Source organism: Curtobacterium sp. NPDC086286 (genome assembly GCF_044746255.1).
GTDB lineage: Bacteria > Actinomycetota > Actinomycetes > Actinomycetales > Microbacteriaceae > Curtobacterium.
In genome coordinates, this window is record NZ_JBIVBW010000004.1 from 22,956 (window position 1) to 44,575 (window position 21,620).

At 72.5% G+C, this 21,620-nt stretch carries 22 protein-coding genes; 9 read left to right on the forward strand and 13 right to left on the reverse strand.

Features of this window, described 5'->3' with window-relative positions; all coding sequences use genetic code 11:
• Positions 1 to 144: 144 nt before the first annotated feature.
• Genes ACIPKM_RS08290 through ACIPKM_RS08300 form a run of 3 tightly spaced genes read right to left on the reverse strand, consistent with a single transcriptional unit; the run spans position 145 to position 1,846 of the window.
• Positions 145 to 1,122: an SURF1 family protein gene (locus ACIPKM_RS08290; protein ID WP_402736542.1), complete on the reverse strand. Its 978-nt coding sequence runs from the start codon at positions 1,120 to 1,122 to the stop codon at positions 145 to 147.
• Entirely contained in the window at positions 1,119 to 1,427 is a 309-nt protein-coding gene (locus tag ACIPKM_RS08295) for a hypothetical protein (protein WP_070419043.1), read from the reverse strand. The genes ACIPKM_RS08290 and ACIPKM_RS08295 overlap by 4 nt, the downstream gene beginning before the upstream one ends.
• Complete coding sequence (locus ACIPKM_RS08300; protein ID WP_070419042.1) at positions 1,427 to 1,846, reverse strand: DUF3099 domain-containing protein; 420 nt, start codon at positions 1,844 to 1,846, stop codon at positions 1,427 to 1,429. The genes ACIPKM_RS08295 and ACIPKM_RS08300 overlap by 1 nt, the downstream gene beginning before the upstream one ends.
• A gap of 166 nt (positions 1,847 to 2,012) precedes the next feature.
• On the opposite strand from ACIPKM_RS08300, the gene fabG reads away from it, so the two are divergent.
• Positions 2,013 to 2,726, forward strand: coding sequence for a 3-oxoacyl-ACP reductase FabG (fabG, locus tag ACIPKM_RS08305; protein ID WP_070419041.1), 714 nt, complete (start codon positions 2,013 to 2,015; stop codon positions 2,724 to 2,726).
• A gap of 114 nt (positions 2,727 to 2,840) precedes the next feature.
• Here the strand turns inward: fabG and serB are convergent, their stop codons facing one another.
• A complete protein-coding gene (gene serB / locus ACIPKM_RS08310; protein ID WP_336696504.1) occupies positions 2,841 to 3,479 on the reverse strand; it encodes a phosphoserine phosphatase SerB in 639 nt (212 codons plus the stop codon).
• A gap of 87 nt (positions 3,480 to 3,566) precedes the next feature.
• Positions 3,567 to 4,808 carry a glucose-1-phosphate adenylyltransferase gene (locus ACIPKM_RS08315; protein ID WP_070419039.1) on the reverse strand — a complete coding sequence of 414 codons (1,242 nt, stop codon included), beginning with the start codon at positions 4,806 to 4,808 and terminating at the stop codon, positions 3,567 to 3,569.
• Positions 4,809 to 4,855: 47 nt separating this feature from the next.
• Here ACIPKM_RS08315 and glgA point away from each other — a divergent pair, with 47 nt between their 5' ends.
• The 3 genes from glgA (at position 4,856) to ACIPKM_RS08330 (ending at position 7,217) form a co-directional block, all read left to right on the forward strand.
• Positions 4,856 to 6,055, forward strand: a complete 1,200-nt coding sequence (gene glgA, locus ACIPKM_RS08320; RefSeq protein WP_071301538.1) for a glycogen synthase — start codon at positions 4,856 to 4,858, stop codon at positions 6,053 to 6,055.
• Positions 6,056 to 6,064: 9 nt separating this feature from the next.
• Positions 6,065 to 6,847, forward strand: a complete 783-nt coding sequence (locus ACIPKM_RS08325; protein ID WP_070419037.1) for an ABC transporter ATP-binding protein — start codon at positions 6,065 to 6,067, stop codon at positions 6,845 to 6,847.
• Positions 6,848 to 6,968: 121 nt separating this feature from the next.
• Positions 6,969 to 7,217 carry a type B 50S ribosomal protein L31 gene (locus ACIPKM_RS08330; protein WP_070419036.1) on the forward strand — a complete coding sequence of 83 codons (249 nt, stop codon included), beginning with the start codon at positions 6,969 to 6,971 and terminating at the stop codon, positions 7,215 to 7,217.
• A gap of 719 nt (positions 7,218 to 7,936) precedes the next feature.
• Here the strand turns inward: ACIPKM_RS08330 and ACIPKM_RS08335 are convergent.
• Both ACIPKM_RS08335 and treS read right to left on the reverse strand, forming a co-directional pair.
• Entirely contained in the window at positions 7,937 to 8,683 is a 747-nt protein-coding gene (locus ACIPKM_RS08335) for a 3'-5' exonuclease (protein WP_175473596.1), read from the reverse strand.
• A 158-nt stretch (positions 8,684 to 8,841) separates the two neighbouring features.
• Entirely contained in the window at positions 8,842 to 10,557 is a 1,716-nt protein-coding gene (gene treS, locus ACIPKM_RS08340) for a maltose alpha-D-glucosyltransferase (RefSeq protein WP_071296374.1), read from the reverse strand.
• A gap of 155 nt (positions 10,558 to 10,712) precedes the next feature.
• Here treS and ACIPKM_RS08345 point away from each other — a divergent pair, with 155 nt between their 5' ends.
• Together ACIPKM_RS08345 and ACIPKM_RS08350 are read left to right on the forward strand one after the other, a co-directional pair.
• A complete protein-coding gene (locus ACIPKM_RS08345; RefSeq protein WP_083403476.1) occupies positions 10,713 to 11,726 on the forward strand; it encodes an alpha/beta fold hydrolase in 1,014 nt (337 codons plus the stop codon).
• Positions 11,727 to 11,731: 5 nt separating this feature from the next.
• Positions 11,732 to 12,814 (forward strand): glycosyltransferase family 1 protein, encoded by a 1,083-nt coding sequence (locus ACIPKM_RS08350; protein WP_071296375.1) that lies wholly within the window; start codon positions 11,732 to 11,734, stop codon positions 12,812 to 12,814.
• A 51-nt stretch (positions 12,815 to 12,865) separates the two neighbouring features.
• Here the strand turns inward: ACIPKM_RS08350 and ACIPKM_RS08355 are convergent, their stop codons facing one another.
• The 3 genes from ACIPKM_RS08355 to ACIPKM_RS08365 all read right to left on the reverse strand — a co-directional run bounded on the left by ACIPKM_RS08355 (position 12,866) and on the right by ACIPKM_RS08365 (position 15,263).
• Positions 12,866 to 13,615, reverse strand: a complete 750-nt coding sequence (locus tag ACIPKM_RS08355; RefSeq protein WP_071296310.1) for a hypothetical protein — start codon at positions 13,613 to 13,615, stop codon at positions 12,866 to 12,868.
• Positions 13,616 to 13,714: 99 nt separating this feature from the next.
• On the reverse strand, positions 13,715 to 14,353 hold the full coding sequence (locus ACIPKM_RS08360; RefSeq protein ID WP_070419604.1) for a histidine phosphatase family protein: 639 nt from the start codon (positions 14,351 to 14,353) through the stop codon (positions 13,715 to 13,717).
• Positions 14,354 to 14,408: 55 nt separating this feature from the next.
• Positions 14,409 to 15,263: an NAD-dependent protein deacetylase gene (locus ACIPKM_RS08365; RefSeq protein WP_071296376.1), complete on the reverse strand. Its 855-nt coding sequence runs from the start codon at positions 15,261 to 15,263 to the stop codon at positions 14,409 to 14,411.
• 108 nt (positions 15,264 to 15,371) lie between these two features.
• Between ACIPKM_RS08365 and ACIPKM_RS08370 the strand changes: the two genes are divergently transcribed.
• Positions 15,372 to 16,199 (forward strand): RNA methyltransferase, encoded by an 828-nt coding sequence (locus ACIPKM_RS08370; RefSeq protein ID WP_070419033.1) that lies wholly within the window; start codon positions 15,372 to 15,374, stop codon positions 16,197 to 16,199.
• Between the two features lie 41 nt (positions 16,200 to 16,240).
• Here ACIPKM_RS08370 and ACIPKM_RS08375 read toward each other — a convergent pair whose 3' ends face one another.
• Genes ACIPKM_RS08375 through ACIPKM_RS08385 form a run of 3 tightly spaced genes read right to left on the reverse strand, consistent with a single transcriptional unit; the run spans position 16,241 to position 19,577 of the window.
• On the reverse strand, positions 16,241 to 17,797 hold the full coding sequence (locus ACIPKM_RS08375) for an AtzH-like domain-containing protein (RefSeq protein WP_071296311.1): 1,557 nt from the start codon (positions 17,795 to 17,797) through the stop codon (positions 16,241 to 16,243).
• Positions 17,794 to 18,888, reverse strand: coding sequence for an acetamidase/formamidase family protein (locus ACIPKM_RS08380; RefSeq protein WP_402736543.1), 1,095 nt, complete (start codon positions 18,886 to 18,888; stop codon positions 17,794 to 17,796). The genes ACIPKM_RS08375 and ACIPKM_RS08380 overlap by 4 nt, the downstream gene beginning before the upstream one ends.
• Positions 18,885 to 19,577 carry a FadR/GntR family transcriptional regulator gene (locus ACIPKM_RS08385; protein ID WP_071296313.1) on the reverse strand — a complete coding sequence of 231 codons (693 nt, stop codon included), beginning with the start codon at positions 19,575 to 19,577 and terminating at the stop codon, positions 18,885 to 18,887. The genes ACIPKM_RS08380 and ACIPKM_RS08385 overlap by 4 nt, the downstream gene beginning before the upstream one ends.
• Before the next feature lie 148 nt (positions 19,578 to 19,725).
• Between ACIPKM_RS08385 and ACIPKM_RS08390 the strand changes: the two genes are divergently transcribed.
• Positions 19,726 to 21,015, forward strand: coding sequence for an amidohydrolase family protein (locus ACIPKM_RS08390; RefSeq protein ID WP_402736544.1), 1,290 nt, complete (start codon positions 19,726 to 19,728; stop codon positions 21,013 to 21,015).
• The gene (locus ACIPKM_RS08395) at positions 21,008 to 21,613 is read left to right on the forward strand and encodes a DUF1097 domain-containing protein (RefSeq protein WP_071296315.1); all 606 of its coding nucleotides are present in this window, start codon (positions 21,008 to 21,010) and stop codon (positions 21,611 to 21,613) included. The genes ACIPKM_RS08390 and ACIPKM_RS08395 overlap by 8 nt, the downstream gene beginning before the upstream one ends.
• Positions 21,614 to 21,620 lie beyond the last annotated feature (7 nt).

Sequence of the window (21,620 nt, forward strand, 5' to 3'; positions counted from 1 at the left end):
CCCGCGGGGGGGCGGGGGGGGGGGGGCGCGCGGGGGCGGGGGCCCCCGGTGGCCGCCCCGCCCCCCCCCCCCGGAGGGGGGGCGCGGGGCCCGCGGCCCCCGCGCCTCCAGTCCGTCCTGGGCGGCGTCAGCCCTGTGCTGGCGTCAGCGACCCGCGTTCAGCAGCTCGTCCTCGATCTGCGCGTCCGTCTTCGGCTTCGCGTCCTTGCGGCGCTGGCGCTCGAGAGCGCGCTCGCGCTCCTCGGGGTCGTCCTGGTTCAGGTTCCGGAACTCCTGCACCATCAGGTAGGCGAGGAACCCGAACCCGCCGACCGCGAACATGAACCACTGGATGAAGTAGCTGAGGTGCAGCCCCGTGTCGGCCGTCGGGCGCTCCCAGCCGAGCGGGCGAGCCTCGGTCGGGGCGGGGGACTCGGACGCGAGCTGCCCGTACGCCCCGGTGTAGATGGGCGTGTCGACCTTCTTGCCGACGTCGGTCAGCGTCACGGACTGCACCTGGTCGGTGTGGGCCGGGTCGGTGCGGCCGGGGATGCGCGGTTCGCTCGGCTGCAGGCGGACGATCGCCGTGACCTCGCCGGACGGGGGAGCGGGCACGTGGTCGGGGGCGTCCTGTGCGTTGCCGGTGGGGACCCAGCCGCGGTCGACGACGAACGCACGACCGTCGGCCGTGACGAGCGGCGTGAGGACCTCGAAGCCGGGCTGGCCGTTGTGCACGCGGTTCCGGACGAGCAGCTGGTCATCGGTGTCGTAGCGGCCGGTGACGCTCACGCGGAGCCAGGTCTTGCCGTCGTTCCAGCTCGACGCCGTCGGGAGCGCCTCGTCGAGGGGGACCGGGGTGTGCTCGTAGTTCTGCGCGACCTGCTCGTTCTGGCGGACGGCCTCGTTCCGGCGGTCCCACTGCCACATGCCGAACAGCGCGCACACGATCGCGAACGCCACCGCGATGGCGAAGTAGCCGAGCCACCGCCGACTGCGGACGAAGCGCCAGCCGACGAAGGGCTCGTCCGGATCACGCTCGGCGGTCCGGGTGGTGCCGTCGGCAGCGGAGGCGGCTGCGGCGCGCTCGAGCTTCTGCGCGTGTCGTCGGCCGTACCGGGAGCTCGGGTCGAACTGCTGGCTCACCGACGGTCACCGGCTGCGCGTGCACCGACGTCGTTCTTCGGGGCGTCGGCCGGGTCGCGTTCGTCGTCGAGGCGGTCCACGTCCTCGTGCATGCCCGTGACACGGACGGGGAACGACCGGGACCGGAGGTAGTCGGCGAGGAAGTCACGGTGCTCGTCGCACGCGGCCCAGATCTTCACCCGGTCGGTCGCGTGGATCCGCGGGTTGCGCCAGTTGACGCGCCACGAGGCGGTCGACACGCAGCCGGCACGCGAGCACACGGGGGTCGAGCCGGGTTCGGTGAAGAGGTCGAACGTGGCCCCCATCAGCGACGTCCCCAGACACGCGAGCGGTCACCGTTGCGCTGCCACTCGGCCTGCGCGTCCTGCGCCTGCTCGCGCAGCCGGTCCTGCTCGGCGCGGTACGCCTCGGCCCGGGCGTCCTCCTGCTGTTCGCGGAGTCGCGGGTCCACGGCGTCGTAGAGCTGGATCGCACCGGCAGGCGTCACGATGTCGCTCTCGGCACGGCTGCCCGCGTTGGCGATGATGACGGCGACCCACGGGATCACGCCGGCGAGGACGATCGGGATGACGGCGATCCACGTGTGCCAGATCGACCACACGACGACCGCACCGATGAAGAACACGACGCGGAGGGCCATCTGCCAGACGTACCGGGACAGGCGGTGCGCACGATCCTGCTCCGGAGAGTCCGGGAGGGTGGTGATGCTGTGCGTCGTCTTCATCCGATGTTCTTTCCTCTGCCCGAGGGAAAGCCTAACTCCGCGCGGGCCCGGATGGTTCCGCCGCGCGCGGACACGGTGCGCGTATCGGCTCCGGTACGCTCTTCCGGGCGTGTCCGACCCGGTCCGGGCCCGGCGCGCCGTGCAACCCACCCCGAACGGAGCGACCATGAGCACCCCCCGTACCGTCCTCGTCACCGGCGGCAACCGCGGCATCGGCCACGCCCTCGCGGAGCGCTTCGTCGCCGCCGGCCACCGCGTCGCGGTCACGTCCCGCAGCGGCCAGGGCGGCCCCGAGGGCGCGCTCACGGTGCAGGCCGACATCACCGACACGGCCTCGGTCGACGCTGCCTTCTCGCAGGTCGAGGCCGAGCTCGGACCGATCGAGGTCCTCGTCGCGAACGCCGGGATCACGAACGACCAGCTGCTGCTCCGCATGTCGGAGGAGGACTTCACGAGCGTCATCGACACGAACCTCACGGGGACGTTCCGGGTCGTCAAGCGCGCCACCAAGGGCATGATGAAGGCGAAGTTCGGCCGCATCGTGCTCATGTCGAGCGTCGTCGGCGCCTACGGCCAGGTCGGCCAGGTCAACTACGCGTCGTCGAAGGCCGCCCTCGTCGGCATGGCCCGGTCGATCACGCGCGAGCTCGGCTCCCGCGGCATCACCGCCAACGTCGTCGCGCCCGGGTTCATCCAGACAGACATGACGGCAGCGCTGCCCGAAGAACTGCAGGCCGAGTTCAAGAAGCAGATCCCGGCGGCGCGGTACGGCACCGTCGACGACGTCGCGGACGCCACGCTGTTCCTCGCCGGCGACGGGGCCGGGTACATCTCCGGCGCGGTCATCCCGGTGGACGGCGGCCTCGGGATGGGGCACTAGGCCGGGGCGCGCCCGCCGAGTCTCGCCTCTGCGGACACCTTCGTGGCGAAGCGGCCGCGAAACGGTCCGCGGGGCCGAGTCTCGGCCGGCCGGCGCGGCGCGGCAGGCGGCGCGTCAGCCGCGCAGGCCGAGCGTCGCGAGCACGCTCGACAGGTCACGGTCGACGACCGCGACGTCCGCCTGCTCGCGGACGAGCGGCTTCGCGTCGAACGCGACCGACAGTCCGGCCACACGCATCATCTCGAGGTCGTTCGCGCCGTCGCCGATCGCGACGGTGCGGACGATCGGCACGTCGTCGGCCGCGGCCCACTCCCGGAGTGCGACGGCCTTGGCGTGCGCGTCCACGACGTCGCCGAGGACCCGCCCGGTGAGGACGCCGTCCACCACCTCGAGCCGGTTCGCCCGGCAGTGGTCGAGTGCGAGCTGCTCGGCGAACGGGTCGAGGACCTCGTGGAAGCCGCCCGACACGACGCCGACGGTCCCGCCGGCGGCGTGCACGCCGCGGACGAGCTGGTCGGCGCCCCGCGTCACGCGGACCGCCTGCTGTGCACCCCGGAAGACGTCGTCCTGGAGGCCCGCCAGGGTCGCGACACGCTCCCGGAGGCTCTCGGCGAAGTCGATCTCGCCGCGCATGGCGCGCTCCGTGATCGCCTGGACCTGTGGCCGGGTCCCCGCCGTGTCGGCCAGGAGTTCGATGACCTCGTCCTCGAGGAGCGTGGAATCGGCATCGAGGACGACGAGGAAGCGTGGCACGCACCAACGGTACCGACTCAGGAGGCACGGCCGGCGTTCATGACGCCAGCCGCGCCTCCTGGGCCGTCCGTTCCTGCCCGCGCGACGCTACGCGTCGACGCGCACGCCCTTGCCGACGACCGTGATGCCGGACTCGGTGACGGTGAAGCCGCGCGCTTCGTCCGCTTCGCGGTCGATGCCGACCTGGGCGCCGGGGGCGATCACCACGTCCTTGTCGAGGATGGCGCGGTTCACGACGGAGCCGGCGCCGATCGAAGCGCGTTCGAAGACGATCGAGTCGAGGACCTTCGCGCCGGAGTCGATGCCGCACCAGGGGCCGATCATGCTGCGCTCGACCTGGGCGCCGGACACGAGGCAGCCGAGCGACACGAGGGAGTCGACCGTCGAGCCGGTGTTGCCGTTCGCGTCGCGGACGAACTTCGCCGGGGGCAGGTTCGTCTGCTGGTTGAAGATCGGCCAGTCCTGGTTGTACAGGTTGAAGACCGGCACCGGTGCGATGAGGTCCATGTGCGCGTCGTAGAACGAGTCGATCGTCCCGACGTCGCGCCAGTAGTACCGGTCGCGCTCGTTCGACCCGGGGACGTCGTTGCGCTTGAGGTCGTAGACGCCCGCGTCGCCACGCGCGACGAAGTCGGGGACGATGTCGCCGCCCATGTCGTGGTCCGACGCCTCGATCTGGCCGTCACGGAGGACGGCGTCGACCAGCGCGTCGGCGTCGAAGACGTAGTTGCCCATCGACGCGAGGATCTCGCCGGGGGAGTCCGCGAGCCCGACGGCGTCCTTCGGCTTCTCGAGGAACGCCTCGATCTTCGTCGGGTCGTCGTCGGCGACCTGGATCACGCCGAACTGGTCGGCGAGGCCGATCGGCTGGCGGATCGCGGCGACCGTGGCGCTGCGGCCGGAGGCGATGTGCGCCTCGACCATCTGGTGGAAGTCCATCCGGTACACGTGGTCGGCGCCGACCACGACGACGATGTCGGGGCGTTCGTCGCGGAGCAGGTTGAGCGACTGCAGGATCGCGTCGGCCGACCCGGCGAACCAGCGCTTGCCGAGCCGCTGCTGCGCCGGCACCGAGGCGACGTAGGACCCGAGCAGGCCCTCCATGCGCCAGGTCTCGGCGACGTGGCGGTCGAGACTGTGCGACTTGTACTGCGTCAGGACGACGATCTTCTGCAGTCCGGAGTTGACGAGGTTGGAGAGCGCGAAGTCGATGAGACGGAAGTTCCCGCCGAACGGGACAGCGGGTTTCGCACGGTCGGCCGTGAGCGGCATGAGCCGTTTCCCCTCGCCGCCGGCGAGCACGATGCCGAAGACCTTCTTTGGTGCCATGCCGCTCACAGTAGGCGTCAGCACTGGGAACCCGTTACGTTGAACGCGTGCGAGTCGATCTGCTGACCAGGGAGTATCCGCCGGAGGTCTACGGCGGTGCGGGTGTCCACGTGGCCGAACTGACCGCGGCGCTGCGGTCCGACACCGACACCGAGGTGCGCGTCCGCGCCTTCGGGGCGTTCCGCGACGAGGCCGACGTGTGGGCCTACCGCACGCCCGGCGGCCTCGAGCAGGCGAACGGCGCGCTGCAGGCACTCGGCACCGACGTCGCGATCGCCGCGGACGTCGAGGGCGCCGACGTCGTGCACTCGCACACCTGGTACGCGAACTCGGCGGGACGCATCGCGCAGCTGACCTACGGCATCCCGCACGTCGTCACGGCGCACAGCCTCGAGCCGCTCCGCCCGTGGAAGGCCGAACAGCTCGGCGGCGGGTACCGGCTGTCGAGCTGGATGGAGCGCGAGGCGTTCGAGCACGCCGACGGTGTCATCGCCGTGTCGAAGGCGATGCGCGCGGACATCCTCCGCTCGTACCCGTCGATCGACCCCGCGAAGGTGCACGTCGTCTACAACGGCATCGACATCGACGAGTGGAAGCCCACCGTCGACGAGGACGCCGTCCGCGCGCTCGGGATCGACCCGTCGCGTCGCTCGGTCGTGTTCGTCGGACGCATCACCCGGCAGAAGGGCCTGCCGTACCTGCTGCGGGCGGTGGCCTCGCTGCCGGCGGACGTGCAGATCGTGCTCTGCGCCGGTGCGCCGGACACGCCGGAGATCATGGCCGAGGTCACGGGTCTGGTCGACTCGCTGCGTTCCGCTCGTGACGGGGTGGTCTGGATCGACCGGATGCTCGCGCACGAGGAGATCGTCAACGTGCTGTCGTCGGGCACCGTGTTCGTCTGCCCGTCGATCTACGAGCCGCTCGGGATCGTCAACCTCGAGGCGATGGCGTGCGGGATCCCCGTCGTCGGCACCGGCACCGGGGGCATCCCCGAGGTCGTGGCGGACGGACTGACCGGTCGCATCGTGCCGATCGACCAGGCACAGGACGGCACCGGGACCCCGACGGACCCGGACCGCTACGTGGCCGACCTCGCCGCGACCCTCACCGAGGTGCTCGCCGACGAGGGGCTCGCGAAGCTCATGGGCCGCGCCGGACGCCTCCGCGTCGAGACCGAGTTCACCTGGGACGCGATCGCCCGGCGGACACGCCAGGTCTACGACGAGGTGCTCGGGCAGAACCCCTAGGCTGGTCGCATGCCCTCGGTCGTGCGCTTGTCAGACGTCTCCGTGGTCCGCAACGGGGCCACCATCCTCGACGGGATCTCGTGGGAGGTGCAGGACGACGAACGCTGGGTCGTCCTCGGTGCCAACGGTGCCGGCAAGACGACGCTGCTGCAGGTCGCCGGCGCCCAGACCTTCCCGACCTCGGGTGAGGTCGAGGTCCTCGGCACCGAGCTCGGCGGTGCCGACCTGTTCGAGCTGCGTCCGCGCATCGGCTTCGCGTCGACGGCCCTCGCGCGCCGCATCCCGGTCACCGAGAAGGTCATCGACGTCGTGCTCACCGCGGCGTACTCGGTGACGGGCCGCTGGAACGAGGAGTACGAGGAGCTCGACGTCCGCCGCGCCCAGCGTGTGCTCGACGAGTGGGGCCTCGGTGCCTTCACCGACCGGACCTTCGGGGAGCTCAGCGACGGCGAGCAGAAGCGCGTCCAGATCGCCCGTGCGGTGATGACCGACCCCGAGATCCTGTTCCTCGACGAGCCGGCCGCGTCGCTCGACCTCGGCGCGCGCGAGAGCCTCGTACGGACCCTCGGCGGCTACGCGCAGAGCGAGGACTCGCCGGCCATCGTCATCGTGACCCACCACGTCGAGGAGATCCCGGCCGGGTTCACCCACGCCCTCGTGCTCGCGGACGGGCACGTGCAGGCTGCCGGGCCGATCGACGAGGTCCTGACCGCTCCGACCCTGACCGAGGCGTTCGGCATCGAGCTCACCGTGTCGAAGGACGCCGGGCGGTACACGGCGCGCGCATCGTGACGCTGCTCCCGATCCGGCCGGTCGTCTGGTAACGTAGACGGCTGGCGCAAGCCGCAGACTTCCCGCGTCGTGCTCGTACGAGTGCCGCGCACGTCCCCATCATCGCAACCGAGGAATCTCCATGAAGACCGACATCCACCCCGAGTACCGCGCCATCGTCTTCCGTGACCTGGCTTCCGGTGAGACGTTCCTGACGCGTTCGACCGCGAACAGCGACAAGACCATCGAGCTCGACGGTGCGACCTACCCGGTCATCGACGTCGAGATCTCGTCGGCGTCGCACCCGTTCTACACGGGCAAGCAGCGCATCCTCGACTCGGCCGGTCGCGTCGAGAAGTTCAACCAGCGCTTCAAGAGCTTCGGCAAGTAAGCAGTCCTCCGGACGCTCGAACGGGCGGCTCTCCTGCGGGAGGGCCGCCCGTTCCGTCGTTGGCGGGCGTGTGGCGGCAGGGTCGGGCCGGCGGTGCGCGGGGCGGTGCGGCTGGGGCGGGGCGGCACGTTGGGCGGGCGGTGCGCGTCGCGGCCGGGCGGTGCTGCACGTCGGGCGGCCGGTGCGGCCGGGGCGTGGCACGTTGGGTGGGCGGTGTGCGTTGCGGCCGGGCGGTGCGGGCATGGCCGCGGCGACGGTTCGAACCACGGAACCGACGTCGAACCAGGCGAGCGGCGTGGTTCGACGTCGGAAGCGTGGTTCGACGTCGTGTCCGGCCGAGGTGGCGCGGGCGGTGGGGCTGTGCGGTGTGCTCCGGGCGGTGCGGCCGACGTAGCGCTGGTGCGGCCGGAGGGTCGGGCGGTGCGGATTGCCGGCGCACAACGCAAGTGCGTTTGCGCCGTGCGATGGCGCGGTTCGGACGGACTTTGGTTGTGCGGCCGTGCGGGAGCGGAGCGGGACGCCGTGCGGGAGCGGCGCGGGCGTCGGTGCGGGACGCGGGCGGACCGGCCGGGGCGCGCGTCGAACCACGGATCCGACGTGGAACCAGGCGACCGGCGTGGTTCGGTGTCGGATTCGTGGTTCGAAGGCAGGCGACGGGCGTGGTTCGGCGTCGGAAGCGTGGTGCGACGCCGGGCGAGCCGTGCCCGCCGACGGGCGCCTCAGCCGGCGTTGCGGTGGGGCCAGCGGCCGTCGGCGGTGAAGGCCGGGTCGCGCTTCTTCCGCATGTAGTCCTGGAACGAGGACGCCTGCTCGGCGCACCAGCCGACCTGCTTGCGGTGGAGCTCCTCGGCGGAGACGCCGAGCTCCTCGGGGTACTTCGCCGCGATGGCCTGCGCGACACGCCCGGCCGCGATGGCATCGGCTCCGGCGTCGTGCGCATCGGAGAGGGTGACGCCGTAGAGCTCCGACGCGGCCTCGAGGGTGCGCTTGCCCTTGCGGTAGGTGTCGAGCGCCTTGTCGATCACGAGCGGGTCGACGACGTTCCCGATGACCGGGGAGGCGATGCCGTGGCGCTTGGCCTCGCGGTCGAGGACGGTGAGGTCGTACGGGGCGTTGTAGATGACGAGCGGGATGCCCCGGGCGAAGACGGCCTCGACCGCGGCGATGATCTCGGCGACGACCTCGGCGGCGGGGCGGCCGTCGGCGCGAGCGCGCTCGGTCGTGATGCCGTGGACGGCGGCAGCGCCCTCGGGGATCTCGACCCCGGGGTCGGCGAGCCAGGCGCCCTCGACGATGGAGCGACCGGTCATGTCGATCAGGCCGACGTGGGCGGTGACGATCCGGGCGGTCTCGACGTCGACGCCGGTGGTCTCGAGGTCGAACACGCCGAGTGCGTGCCACCAGGGCCGACCCGAGAGGTCCTGGGCCGGAGCGGGGGAGTCGAGCTGCGCTGTGGGGAACGTCACGCGGTCAGGCTAACCGGACGCACCGACACGCCGAGACGCGACCCGCCCACCGGGCGCGACGCGACCGGACGGGGGACGCGACCCGCCCACCGGGCGCGACGCGACCAGACGAGGACGCGACCCGCCCACCGGGGCCGAGCCGCGCCTCCAGGACGCCGCTACCCGACCGGCGCACCCACGTGCAGCCAGTAGAACGACTGCGTCCCCATCGTCAGCGTGACCTGGCCCTCCGCGTCGAACGACGGGAACGAGCCGCCGCCGAAGAGGTCGTACAACGGCCTCCCGGCGTACTCCGGCGCAGAGATGGTGACCGACGTCGGGTTGGTGGCGAAGGAGAAGACGCAGAGGACGTCCTCGGCGGAGGGGCCGAACTGGTGGCCGGAGCCGGAGCCCTCCCACGACCGGACGAACGCGAGCACCGAGTCGTTCGAGGTGTCCTGCACGGCCAACGTCCCGAGCCCGAACACGGGGTGCGCCTTCCGCACGTGGATCACGTTGCGGACCCAGTGCAGCAGCGACCGGGACTGGGCGAGCTGCGCCTCGACGTTGACCTGCGCGTAGTTGTACACGAGGGACTGGACGACGGGCAGGTACAGCTTGCCCGGGTCCGCGGTGGAGAAGCCGGCGTTGCGGTCCGGCGTCCACTGCATCGGCGTGCGCGAGGAGTCGCGGTCCGGCAGCCAGATGTTGTCGCCCATCCCGATCTCGTCGCCGTAGTAGAGGAACGGCGACCCCGGGAGGGAGAACAGCAGGGCGTGGATGAGTTCGAGTTCGGCGCGCGAGTTGTCGAGCAGGGGAGCGAGGCGTCGGCGGATGCCGATGTTCGAGCGCATCCGCGGGTCGTAGCCGTACCAGCCGTACATGGCTTGCCGGTACTCCTCGCTGACCATCTCCAGCGTGAGCTCGTCGTGGTTGCGGAGGAAGACACCCCACGCAGCGGAGGCCGGCACGTCGAGCGTCTCGGACAGGATCGCCTTGAGCTCGGCGGCGTGCTGGGCACGGAGCGAGTAGAAGATGCGCGGCATCACCGGGAAGTCGAACGCCATGTGGCACTCGGGCTCCTCGTCGGTGCCGAAGAACGCGGCGGTCTCGCGCGGCCACTGGTTCGCCTCGGCAAGCAGGACACGCCCGGGGTACTCGTCGTCCACCATCGCGCGGAGCTTCTTGATGAACTCGTGCGTCTCGGGTTCGCCCTCGCCGTTGCCCTCCTCCGACTCGAACAGGTACGGGATCGCGTCGAGCCGGAGCCCGTCCACGCCGAGGTCCAGCCAGTGCCGCACGACGTCGTACACGGCCTCGACGACGGCCGGGTTCTCGAAGTTGAGGTCGGGCTGGTGCGAGAAGAACCGGTGGAAGAAGAACTGGCGGCGGACCGGGTCGAAGGTCCAGTTCGACTCCTCGGTGTCCACGAAGATGATGCGGATGTTCTCGTAGTCGGTGTCCGTGTCGCGCCAGACGTAGAAGTCGCCGTAGGGGCCGTCCGGGTCCTCGCGGGACTGCTGGAACCACTCGTGCTGGTCGCTGGTGTGGTTGATCACCATGTCGATGACGATGCGCATGTTGCGTTCGTGCGACTTGGTGACGAGTTCGCGGAAGTCGTCGAGGGTGCCGAACTCCGGGAGGATCGCCTTGTAGTCGGCGATGTCGTACCCGCCGTCGCGCATCGGCGACTGGAAGAACGGCGGCAGCCAGAGGGCGTCGACCCCGAGCCACTGCAGGTAGTCGAGCTTGCCGATCACGCCCTGGATGTCCCCGATGCCGTCGCCGTTCGAGTCGACGAACGAGCGGATCATGCACTCGTAGAAGACCGAGCGCTTGTACCACTGCGGGTCCAGTGTCAGGCCGGGGAGCTGGATCGGGGCGGTGAACGTCACCATGGACACGCTAGGCCGCGGTGCATGGAGTTGTCCGGAGAATGCACGGCCTGGAGGCGCGGGTCGTCCTCCACAGGCACGTCGCGGCCGCGAGTCGTCCACCATCCAGCGTGGGTGACGTCGGCGCACCGGCGCGCGTTCGTAGACTGACGGGGATGCAACCGCCCGTGCTCTCCCCGTACCAGTCGCTGATGGCCGCCACCACGGTCGTCCACCGCTCCGTGCAGGTCGACGGCCGCACCACCCACTTCTGGGAGTACGGCCCGTCCGACGCCACCCAGACGGTCCTCGCCGTGCACGGGTTCCGTGGCGACCACCACGGCCTCGAGACGATCGCCGCGCACCTCGACGGGGTCCGGGTGATCGTGCCGGACCTGCCCGGCTTCGGCATCTCCGATCCGCTGCCCGTGTCCGACATCGACTCCTACGTCGCGTGGCTGCGCGGCTTCCACGCGGCGCTCGGCCTCGGTGGAGACACCGTGGTGCTCGGGCACTCGTTCGGGTCGATCGTCGTGGCCGCCACGGTTGCCTCCGGCCTCGCGACGCGGTTGCTCGTGCTCGTGAACCCGATCGCCGCCCCGGCACTGCAGGGTCCGCGTGCGGTCGGCACGGCGATCGCGATCGGGTACTACCGTGCCGGCGCCGTGCTGCCGAAGCCGCTCGGGCTCGGACTGCTCCGCAACCCGGCGATCGTGCGCGTGATGAGCCTGGCGATGCTCAAGTCGCACGACCGTGACCTCCGGCGCTGGGTGCACGACCAGCACGACCGGTACTTCTCGGCGTTCGCGAACCGCACGAGCGTGCTCGAGGCGTTCCGCACCTCGGTCACGCACGACGTCGCCGAGTACGCCGATCGCATCACCGTGCCGGTGCTGATGATCGCGGCCGAGCGCGACGACATCACGGCGGTGCCCGAGCAGCGTGCCCTGGCCGCACGCCTCGCGGACGCCGAGCTCGTCGTCGTGCCGCACGTCGGGCACCTCGTGCACTACGAGACGCCCGGCGCCGCTGCGTCCGCGGTGCTGCGACGCATGGCGGACGCCCCGAAGCGCGGCCGCAAGGGAGCGCAGCCTGGGTCCAAGCGTGCCCCGAAGGAGACACCGAAGCCGAAGGAGACACCGAAGCCGAAGGCGCCGCCGACCCCGCCGGCCGACGGTGCCGCGTCGTGACCCGCCTGCGCATCGGGATCGACTGCCGCTACGTCCGCATCGGCCGCCACGACGGCATCAGCCGGTTCACGGCCGGCGTCGTCGCCCACCTGCCCGAGCGACACGACTACACCCTGCTCGTGCACGACGAGCGGCAGCTCGAGTCGCTGCCGTCCGACCTGCCGTGGGAACTCCTGCCCGCGCCGACCGAGCCGGGGGAGCCCCTCGTCGCGCGGAAGGTCAACCGCCTCGGGCTCGACGCCGTCTTCTCGCCCATGCAGACCATGGGGTCCCGCGGTCGGCAGTACGCCCTCGTGCTGACCCTCCACGACCTGATCTACTACCGGAACCGGACGCCCCCGCGGGAGTTCTCGTGGCCCCTCCGCCTCGGCTGGCGTGCCTTCCACCTCAGCTGGGTGCCGCAGCGCCTGCTCCTGAACGGCGCCGACGGGGTCGTGACGGTGTCCGAGACGACCGCCGGCCTCATCGCCGAGCACCGGCTGACGAAGCGCCCCGTCACCGTCGCGTACAACGCCGCCGACCCCGCGACCCCTCGGTCCGAGGGCGGTCCGCGCGAGAAGTCCCTCGTGTACATGGGCTCGTTCATGCCGTACAAGAACGTCGAGACCCTGGCCGCCGCGATGCCGCTGCTCGGCGCGGACTGGGTGCTGCACTGCATGTCCCGCGTGTCCGCCGCCGATCGAGCGCGGCTCGAACGGCTCGCGCCGGCAGGGTCGATCGTGTTCCACGACGGCGCCTCCGACGACGAGTACCTGTCGGTGCTGCGGTCGGCGACGGCCCTCGCGACGGCGTCGTACGACGAGGGCTTCGGCATCCCGCTCGTCGAGGCGATGGGCGTCGGGACGCCGGTGGTCGTCAGTGACATCCCGATCTTCCGCGAGATCGGCGGGGACGTCGCGGAGTACTTCGACCCGTCGTCGCCGTCGGCCGTCGCGGCTGCGGTGCGCCGGCTCGAGGCACGGTGGGACGAGGCCTCGCGGGCATCGGTCGTGCAGGCCGGGCGGTTCCGGTGGAAGACCTCGGCGGAGCAGGTCGTCCGCGCGGTGGAGCAGGCGGTCGCGGCCCGCGGGGCCACCCCCGGGCAGTAGGCCGGCCCGAGCCAGCAGACGTCGGCTACCGGTCGCGCACACCGACCCGCCTCAGGACGACGGCCGCTCCGCCGACACCGTGGCCCCCGGGAACACCGCCTGCGCCTCCTGCGTCGCCTTCGCCACCACGGCGTCGAGGGCAGCCCCGCGCCCGATCGTCTCGACCGTGATCGCCTGGTCGGCGGGCTCGTCCGACGGGCCGCCGTCGCTCCAGGAGCACCGCACGCCCGAGACACCGCCGATCGCGTCGAGCTGCCGGGCGAGCGTCAGACGCTGTTCCGTGGTCCGCTCGTCCGGAGAGACCCCGATCTCGAGCGCACCGAGGTCCGCCACGGCGAACACCCGGACGCCGTTGCCGCTCGCCGCCTTGGCTGCAGCGCGCAGGTCGTCGACGACCGCGGTCCGCTCCTCGTCGGAGAGCGTCGGCGACACCGAGACGGTCGACTCGACGTCGTAGCTCGCGAACGAGGTCTTCTTCGGTTCGGCGTCGCGCACGCCCTCGACGCCGTCGAGGTCCCGCACGGCGCTGCCGAACCGGTCGAGCGCGGCATCGGGGCGGGGGAACACCCCGCCGACGCCGTTCTGCACGCTGCCGATGATGGTGACGAGCACGACGGCGAGCACACCGGCCGCGACGATCACGCCCACTCCGACGAGGGCGCTGCGTCGGACACGCTGCCGCGGGGTCCGCACCGGGACGGATGCCGTGCCCGGGCCGAAGGCACGATCGAGGTCGTCCGGATCGGGCGACCGCGGCCAGCCGGGCCGAGCGCCCCCACCACCGGGTCCGTCGACGGTCATGTCAGCCCCCTAACGCGCTCGGGTCTGCGAGTGCATCGGAGCCTAGTACGACACCACCGACAGCGCGCAGCGGCTCGCCCCGGCGGCTCCCTGCGGCGGCTACCCGCGGCGCTCGAGCGGGTTCTGGTACTCGAAGGCGTACCGGCCGGGCCCGTCCGAGACCCCGTCGATCGGGTCGTCGAACCGCACGAGTTCGGCGTGGAAGCGCTCGGGGTCCCACCGGAACGAGTGCACGGATCCGTTCCGGATCGGGGTGCTGTGCCGGTCGGCTGTGCCGGGGGCAGCGGCGTTGACGATGCTGCGGATCACGGCGCCGTGGGTCGCGACGACGACGCTGCCGGCGTCGTACCGGACCGCGATCTCGGCGAGTGTCTCGGTGACGCGGTCGAGCAACGCGCTGCGGGACTCGCGGCCGGGGATGTCGTCGTGCGGGTAGCGCTCGCGGACCTCGTCGTCGGTCAGGCCCTCGGCCTCGCCGTAGGAGCGTTCCGCCAGCCCTGCGTACGTGGCGGGCGCTGCGAGACCGAGGTGGTCCGCGATGATCGAGCCGGTCTCGAACGCCCGGGACAGCGGCGACGCGACGACGGCGTCGAACCGCCGGCGGTCGAGCAGGGTCGCGGTGGAGCGGGCCTGTCGGCGTCCGGTGTCGTTCAGGGGGATGTCCGTCGAGCCCTGGATGCGCCGTTCGGCGTTCCAGTCGGTCTCGCCGTGCCGGACCAGGTACAGGAGCGTCGTCACCGCACGATCATCCCAGACGCGGCGCGGCACCTCGTCCCGGACGCGGCGCGGCACCTCATCGCAGCCGTGCCGCCAGGGCTTCGAGCGTCTCGGTCGTGCCGGCGTCGATCTTGACCGCTGCCCGGGGGTCGCTGCGGGTCGTGCCGCGGTTCACGATGACCACGGGGTGCTTGCGTCGTGCGGCGTGGTCGACGAGCCGGACGCCGGAGTTCACGGTGAGGGACGAGCCGACGACGAGGAGCGCGTCGGCCTCGGCGACGATGGAGACGGCCTCGCGGAACTTCTCGGCCGGGACGAACTCGCCGAAGAACACCACGTCGGGCTTCAGCACCCCGCCGCACACCGAGCAGTCCGGCACCCGGAAGCGCTCGACGTCGGTGATCTCGACGTCGCCGTCGGGCTGGAGCTGCACCGACCCGGGCTCGTCGATCCACGGGTTGTCCCGGTCGAGCACGGTCGCGAGGTCGGCGCGCGAGAACACCTGCCCGCAGGTGAGGCAGACGGCACGGTCCATCGACCCGTGGATCTCGACGACCCGACGGGATCCGGAGCGGAGGTGCAGTCCGTCGACGTTCTGCGTGACGACCCCCGTGACGATGCCGTCGCGTTCGAGTGCCGCGAGGGCCTGGTGCCCGGCGTTCGGACGGGCCGAGGCGAAGGTGCGCCAGCCGAGGTGCGAACCGGCCCAGTAGCGCTGCCGCTTGGCGGGGTCGGCGCGGAACTCCTGGAAGGTCATCGGCTTCCGGACGACGCGGCCGGCGCCCCGGTAGTCGGGGATGCCGGAGTCCGTGCTGAGCCCGGCGCCGGAGAGCACGGCGATGCGCTTGCCGGCGAGGAGCTCGACGGCGCGGTCGAGGGCGTGCCCGGACGCGGTCGCGCTCGCGGGGCTGGTCGGTTCGCTCGTCGCCATCGTGTTCACGGTACCCTCAACAGCCGACCGCCCCGGTCACTTCCCGTGGACGACGCCAGGCCGTGCCCCGCCGCCACCGGCCCCCACACCGACCCCGAAACGAGCCCCGTGCACGCCGTCCGCATCGACTCCCTCGACGACCCCCGCCTCGACGACTTCGCCAGGCTCACCGACGTCGCCCTGCGGCGCGTGTCCGAGCCGGAGGGCGGCCTCTACATCGCCGAGTCGAACACGGTCATCGAGCGGGCGGTCCGCGCCGGGCACGTCCCGCGGAGCGTGCTGGTCCAGGAGAAGTGGCTCGACAGCGTGCTCCCGGTCGTCGCGGACCACGACGGCCCCGTGTTCGTCGGCCCCGACGACCTGCTCGAGGACCTCACCGGCTTCCGGATGCACCGCGGCGCCATCGCCGCGATGCACCGCCCGGAGCTGCCGAGCGTCGCGGACGTGGTGCGCGACGCCAGGGTCGTGGTGGTGCTCGAGGACATCGTCGACCACACCAACGTCGGCGCGGTGTTCCGGAGCGTCGCCGGCCTCGGGGCCGACGCCGTCCTGGTCAGCCCCCGCTGCGCCGACCCGCTCTACCGGCGCAGCGTCCGCGTCAGCATGGGCACGGTGCTGCAGGTGCCGTGGACCCGCATCGGCGACTGGCCGGCCGCCGGCGAGGAGCTCCGGGCGCAGGGCTTCCACCTCGCCGCGATGGCCCTGACGGACCGCTCGGTGGACCTCGACGCGTTCGTCGCGGACGTCCCGGACCGCGTGGCGCTCGTGATGGGCACCGAGGGGCAGGGCCTCACGCCGGCGGCGATCGCGTCCGCCGACACCACCGTGCGCATCCCGATGGCGCACGGCGTCGACTCGTTGAACGTCGCCGCGGCGAGCGCCGTCGGGCTCTGGGCGGTCACGCACGCGCAGCGGCTCGCTTCCGCGCGGGCCTGAGGGGCCGGGAGGCGCGGGTCGCCTCCGTCGTCCGGCGCGCCTCAGCGGGTCGTCAGGTCTCGTGCGCGGCGCACCAGGTCGCGGTCGGTGCCGACCGCGCCGACCAGGCACACGCCGACCGGGGCGTCGTCGACGGTGAGGGCGGGGGCGCTCACCGCGGGGAGGCCGCCCACGCTCGCGAGGCTCGTCAACCCCGTCGTCGCGGTCCTGGTGCGCTCGAGTGCGGCGGCGTCGGCGGACACGAGCGGCGCGGGGCCCGGCACGGTCGGGAACACGAGGGTCCGGCCGACCAGCGCCCGGCGGATGGTGTCCCGGACGACGCCGAGGCGCTGGACCGCGTCGGCGGTGGCGGCGGGGTCGTTCGCCGCGGCTGCTGCGAACCGGTCCCCGACGACGGTGCTCAACGCGCCGGGGTGTCGGGCGATCCAGGCTCCGTGGGCGGCGACGGCCTCGGCGGCCTGCACGAGGCGGAGCAGCTCGCGGAGCTCGTCGGGGGCGGGGACGCCGAGGTCCGCGAGCCGGACCCGGTCGGGTTCGTCGTCGAGGGACCGGGTGAACGCGGAGAACGCCGCGGCGGTGTCGGGGTCGACCAGGGCGAGCAGGTCCTCCGGGACGACGAGGGGCGTCGGTGCCGGGGCCGTCCCGGGGTCGGGCACGGTGGCGTCGAGCGCGGCGAGGAGCGTCTCGGCGTCGCGGGCGAGCCACCCCACGGTGTCGAAGGACGGTGCGAGGGGGAGCAGACCGTCGCGGGGGACCGTGCCGTGGGTCGTCCGGAGGCCCCAGAGCCCCTGGTACGAGGCGGGGACCCGGACGGACCCGGCGGTGTCCGTGCCGATCCCGATGTCGGCCGTGCCGAGACCGACGGCCGACGCGGAGCCGCTGGACGAGCCTCCTGGCAGCCGCGTCGGGTCCGCGGCGTTCGGCGGTGTGCCGTGGTGCTCGTTCCGTCCGGTGAGGTTGTACGCGAACTCGTCGGTGCGCGCGATCCCGCGGATCGCCGCACCGGCGGCGAGGAGCGCCGCGACCGCCGGTGCCGCGACCGTCTCGACGGGCGCCTCGCGCAGGAAGCTGGGGTTGCCGGCACCGACGGGTTGGCCGGGCACGGCGTAGAGGTCCTTGACCGCGACGGTGCGCCCGTCGAGCGGCCCGGAGGCGCTGGGTGCGACGAGCGGGTCGCCGACGGCCCGCCAGACGGTCGGGTCGAAGGCGCGGGGGCGGCCGGTCACGTGTGCCGCCTCGATGCGCCAGCGCACGACGGGGCCGGTGTCGTCGTGTGCGGTCGTGCGGCGCCACAGCTGGGTCTGGAGGCCGTGGCCGCCGGCGGCGAACCGGGACACCGACACGACGAGGGCGAGGTCCTCGGCGAGGGGCCGGACCTCGACCCGCGTCAGCGTCCTGGTCGCGACCCCGCCGCGTGCTCCGCGGAAGGCGCTGATCGCGTCGTGGCCGACGAGCAGCCCGCGGTCGTCGCCGCGCATCGTGCCGGGTGCGTCGACGAACGCGTCGTCGAGGGCGTCGAGGTCGTTCGTCAGCAGGGCGGCCTCGTACGCGTCGAGTGCCTCGAGGAGACCCTCGGGAGCGTCGGGGTGCGTGGTCATCGGGCGGGCTCCTCGAAGTCGGCCTTGCGGATGCGGGCGTGGACACCGGTGACGAGGTCGACCACCTGCGAGATGTCGAAGTCGGTCGCGGCGGAGAGGTAGGCGTACGCCAGGTGCGGCTCCATGCCCCACCGCGCACCGAGGATCGCGACGGCGTGCCGGACGCACTCCCGGACGGCCTCGTCGAGGTCCGGGTCCATCCCGGTGGGGACGAGGTACTCCTGGGTCTCGGCGACCGGCCACACCAGGTCGCCGAACCGGCTCGCGGCCTCGTCGGCCGGTGTGAGGTCGAACCGGACCGTCGCGCGGAGCGAGGCCTCCATCGCGGTGAGCGCCACCTCGCCGTCGCCCTGCGCGAAGTGCGGGTCGCCGACGTACGCGAGTGCACCGGGGACGAGGACGGGCAGGTGCAGCTGCGTGCCCGCCTGCAGGAGGTTCACGTCGATGTTCCCGCCGTGGCGGCCCGGCGGGACCGAGTGCCGGCGCTCCCCGGGGGTCGCGACGCCCATGATCCCGAGGAACGGGGCGAGCGGGAACCAGGCGAACCGTTCGCGGGCGGGTGTCAGGGGGATGCGGCCGCGGAGTCCGGCGGGGGAGTCGACGACGTCGGCGAAGACGCTCACGGTCGTGCCGTCGACGGGGTACTCGCCGTGCAGCGCGCCCCGGCCGTGGCGGTTCGACACGACGCCGTAGTGCACGCGGGGGAGCGTCTCGACGACGGTCATGGTGAGGACGTCCCCCGGTCGTGCGCCCGCGACGCCGACGGGCCCGGACACGACGTGCGGTCCGTCCGCGTCGGGGTCGCGGCGTCCGGTCCGGGCGATCGCGACGGCGTCGTCGAGCACGTGCTCCGGTGCGACGCCGTGCGTGGCGAAGAAGGCACGTGGGTCGCTGCCCTGGTCGGGGAGGATCCCCTCGTGGCTGACGGTGTCGATCGTCACCGACTCGCCCGGCACGACGGTGATCGCCGGTCGGTCGTCGGCGTTCGGCAGCCGCCCCCAGAGGACGGTGTCCGGGTCGACCGGCAGGTAGCGGTCGGCGCGGACCGGTCCCGTTCCGGGCTGGAGGGTCGGGATCGCGGGGGTCGTCATCGGTCGGCCTTCCGTTCGACGAGGTGGGCGACGTCGGCGAGGTGGTCGGTCATCGCCGCGCGGGCGGCCCCCTCGTCGTGTCGGCGGATGCAGTCGAGGATCTGCTCGTGCCACACGAACGACGACCGGCGGCCCTCGCTCGTGCTGTGGGACCGGGCGCGGACGTCCTGCACCCAGCCGCTGCTGAGCTCGCACAGGGAGACCAGGAGCGGGTTGCCGGAGGCCCGAGCGACCTGCACGTGGAACGCGACGTCCTGCGCGAGGGACTCCTCGGGGCTGAGACCGGCGTGCGTGGCCTGCAGGATCCGTTCGAGCGCGAGCAGGTCGGCCTCGCCGGCACGGGCTGCGGCGAGCGCGGCGACCTGGGGCTCGACGACGGCCCGGAACTCGGCGACGTTCTCGGCCCGGTGCGCGAGGTCCTCGGCGTGCCCGACACCGGTCTGGCGTTCGAGGAGCGCGGTGGCCTCCTCGGACCGGGGGAGCACGACCGTCCCGCGACCGGGCGTCCGGGACACGAGGCGTCGGCGTTCGAGTTCCTGCATGGCCTCGCGGACGGTCGTGCGCGACACGGCGAGGTCCTCGGCCAGGGTCCGTTCCGGGGGCAGCTTGTCACCCGGAGCGAGATCCTCGAGCACCAGGCGCGCGAGGTGCGCGGCGGTGGCGGCGCTCAGGGTGCGTCCTCGTTGCATGGGCAGGAGCCTAGGGTCCATTGGTCTGCTTGGCTCATTGGTACGACCAACTTTTACACGCCCGTCACACGCTGCGACGGAGCCGGAAACACGACGGGCGAATGGTGGGTGGCGTCAACCGACCACCGATGAAGAAGAGTGGTCCGTCGTGGACCTGGTCCTCCGCAACGCCCGCCTGGTCGACGAGCCCGGCCTCGTCGACGTCGTCGTCGAACACGGCACGATCACCGCGGTCACCGCAGCCGTCGGCACCGTGCCCGGCGACCCCGCCACCCGGGTCGTCGACTGCGCCGGCCGCGTGGTCGTGCCCGGGTTCGTCGAGTCGCACCTGCACGTCGACAAGGCCCTGCTCGACCGGGAACGTCCGAACCCGGACGGGACGCTCGCCGGGGCGATCGCCGTCACCGGGGAGCTCAAGCGCGGGTTCACGCACGGCTCGGTCCGGGACCGCGCGCGCACCCTGCTCGACCAGGCGATCACGAACGGCACGACGCTGGTCCGCGCACACCCCGACGTCGACCCGATCGTCGGGTTGACCGGCGTCGAGGTCCTGCTGGGGCTCCGCGACGAGTACCGCGACGCCCTCGACCTGCAGATCGTCGCGTTCCCGCAGGAGGGCATCGCGAAGGCGCCGGGGACACTCGCACTCCTGCGCGAGGCGCTCGGTGCGGGCGCGGACGTGATCGGCGGCTGCACGTACAACGAGCGGACCCTCGCCGAGTGCCACGAGCACGTCGAGACCGTCCTCGACCTCGCCGAGGAGTTCGACGTGCCGGCGGACCTGCACGCCGACTTCGCCGACGACACGAGCGACCCGCGGTTCGCCCTCGCGCGGGTCATCGCCGACGCCGTCGTCCGCCGCGGGATGCAGGGCCGGGTCGCGCTCGGGCACGTGACCTCGTCCGCGAGCCTGCCCTCGACCGAGCGGGCCGACCTGTTCGCGCGGCTCGCCGAGGCGGGGGTCGCGGTCGTCCCGCTGCCGGCGACCGACCTGCACCTCGGCGGTCGCGCCGACGACCACGACGTCCGCCGCGGTGTCGTCCCGGTCCGCGACCTCTGGGCCGCGGGCGTCACGAGTGCGTACTCGTCGAACAACCTGCGGAACGCCTTCACCCCGTTCGGCAACGCCGACCTGCTCGACATCGGGCTGCTGCTCGCGCAGGTCGGGCACCTGTCCGGGCCGGAGGACCTCGCCCGCGTCCTCGACATGGCGACGACCTCGGCCGCACGGGTCGTCGGGATCGCCGAGACCTACGGCATCCGTCCCGGCGCCGACGCCGACCTCGTGCTGCTCTCGACCACCGACCCGGCGGGCGTGCTGCTCGACCGCCCGGACCGCGCCCTCGTCGTGAAGCGCGGCCGCGTCGTCGCCGAGACCACCCGCACCACCGTCCTCACCACCGGCACCACCCGATCGAAGGAGCTCAGCAATGCGTGAACGGATCCCGCACGAGATCGTCGCCTCCGTCCTGGCCGGCGCCACCGCGTTCATCGGGGGCACGGCGCTGAACCTGCCCACCTGGGCGATCTTCATCAGCTGGGCGGGGATGTTCCTGCTCGGGCCGAAGCCCACGCTCCGGAACGCCACCCGGCTCTGGGCGACGATGCCGGTGGGGTCGACGCTCGCCCTCGTCATCGTGCTCGTCGACCAGCGGATCGGCACGCTCCTCGGCGACGGGCAGTTCGCCCGGAACGTGGTGCTCGGCGTCGTGATCCTCGTGTGCAACACCGCGCTGATGTGCACCGGCCGGGTCCGTGCGTTCGCGCTGGTCCCCGGGATGTTCCTCGGGTTCGCGTCCTTCTTCGCGACGTACTTCGGCGGCTTCGGCTTCGCACCGGGCAACGTGTGGGCAGCGTGGGTCTCCGTCGTGGTGATGAACGCCGCAGGCCCCGTCTTCGCGTACCTGTCGCGGAGGTGGACCTTCGCGCGCCCGACGGGACCCGACGGCGGTGGGGCCGGCGTCCCGTCGGACGCGACGGCTGCCGTCGGGGGCGAGCCGCGCCTCCAGTCCGACCCCGCACCGACGCGCGCCTAGCGCGTCC

Bases quoted from the DNA above. Each gene is read 5' to 3' on its own strand.
- ACIPKM_RS08315 (WP_070419039.1), bottom strand. From the start codon at position 4,808: ATGGCACCAAAGAAGGTCTTCGGCATCGTGCTCGCCGGCGGCGAGGGG.
- ACIPKM_RS08295 (WP_070419043.1), bottom strand. From the start codon at position 1,427: ATGGGGGCCACGTTCGACCTCTTCACCGAACCCGGCTCGACCCCCGTG.
- ACIPKM_RS08300 (WP_070419042.1), bottom strand. From the start codon at position 1,846: ATGAAGACGACGCACAGCATCACCACCCTCCCGGACTCTCCGGAGCAG.
- ACIPKM_RS08375 (WP_071296311.1), bottom strand. From the start codon at position 17,797: ATGACCACGCACCCCGACGCTCCCGAGGGTCTCCTCGAGGCACTCGAC.
- ACIPKM_RS08345 (WP_083403476.1), top strand. From the start codon at position 10,713: ATGCAACCGCCCGTGCTCTCCCCGTACCAGTCGCTGATGGCCGCCACC.
- ACIPKM_RS08325 (WP_070419037.1), top strand. From the start codon at position 6,065: ATGCCCTCGGTCGTGCGCTTGTCAGACGTCTCCGTGGTCCGCAACGGG.
- ACIPKM_RS08385 (WP_071296313.1), bottom strand. From the start codon at position 19,577: ATGCAACGAGGACGCACCCTGAGCGCCGCCACCGCCGCGCACCTCGCG.
- ACIPKM_RS08365 (WP_071296376.1), bottom strand. From the start codon at position 15,263: ATGGCGACGAGCGAACCGACCAGCCCCGCGAGCGCGACCGCGTCCGGG.
- ACIPKM_RS08330 (WP_070419036.1), top strand. From the start codon at position 6,969: ATGAAGACCGACATCCACCCCGAGTACCGCGCCATCGTCTTCCGTGAC.
- ACIPKM_RS08355 (WP_071296310.1), bottom strand. From the start codon at position 13,615: ATGACCGTCGACGGACCCGGTGGTGGGGGCGCTCGGCCCGGCTGGCCG.
- fabG (WP_070419041.1), top strand. From the start codon at position 2,013: ATGAGCACCCCCCGTACCGTCCTCGTCACCGGCGGCAACCGCGGCATC.
- ACIPKM_RS08380 (WP_402736543.1), bottom strand. From the start codon at position 18,888: ATGACGACCCCCGCGATCCCGACCCTCCAGCCCGGAACGGGACCGGTC.
- ACIPKM_RS08395 (WP_071296315.1), top strand. From the start codon at position 21,008: ATGCGTGAACGGATCCCGCACGAGATCGTCGCCTCCGTCCTGGCCGGC.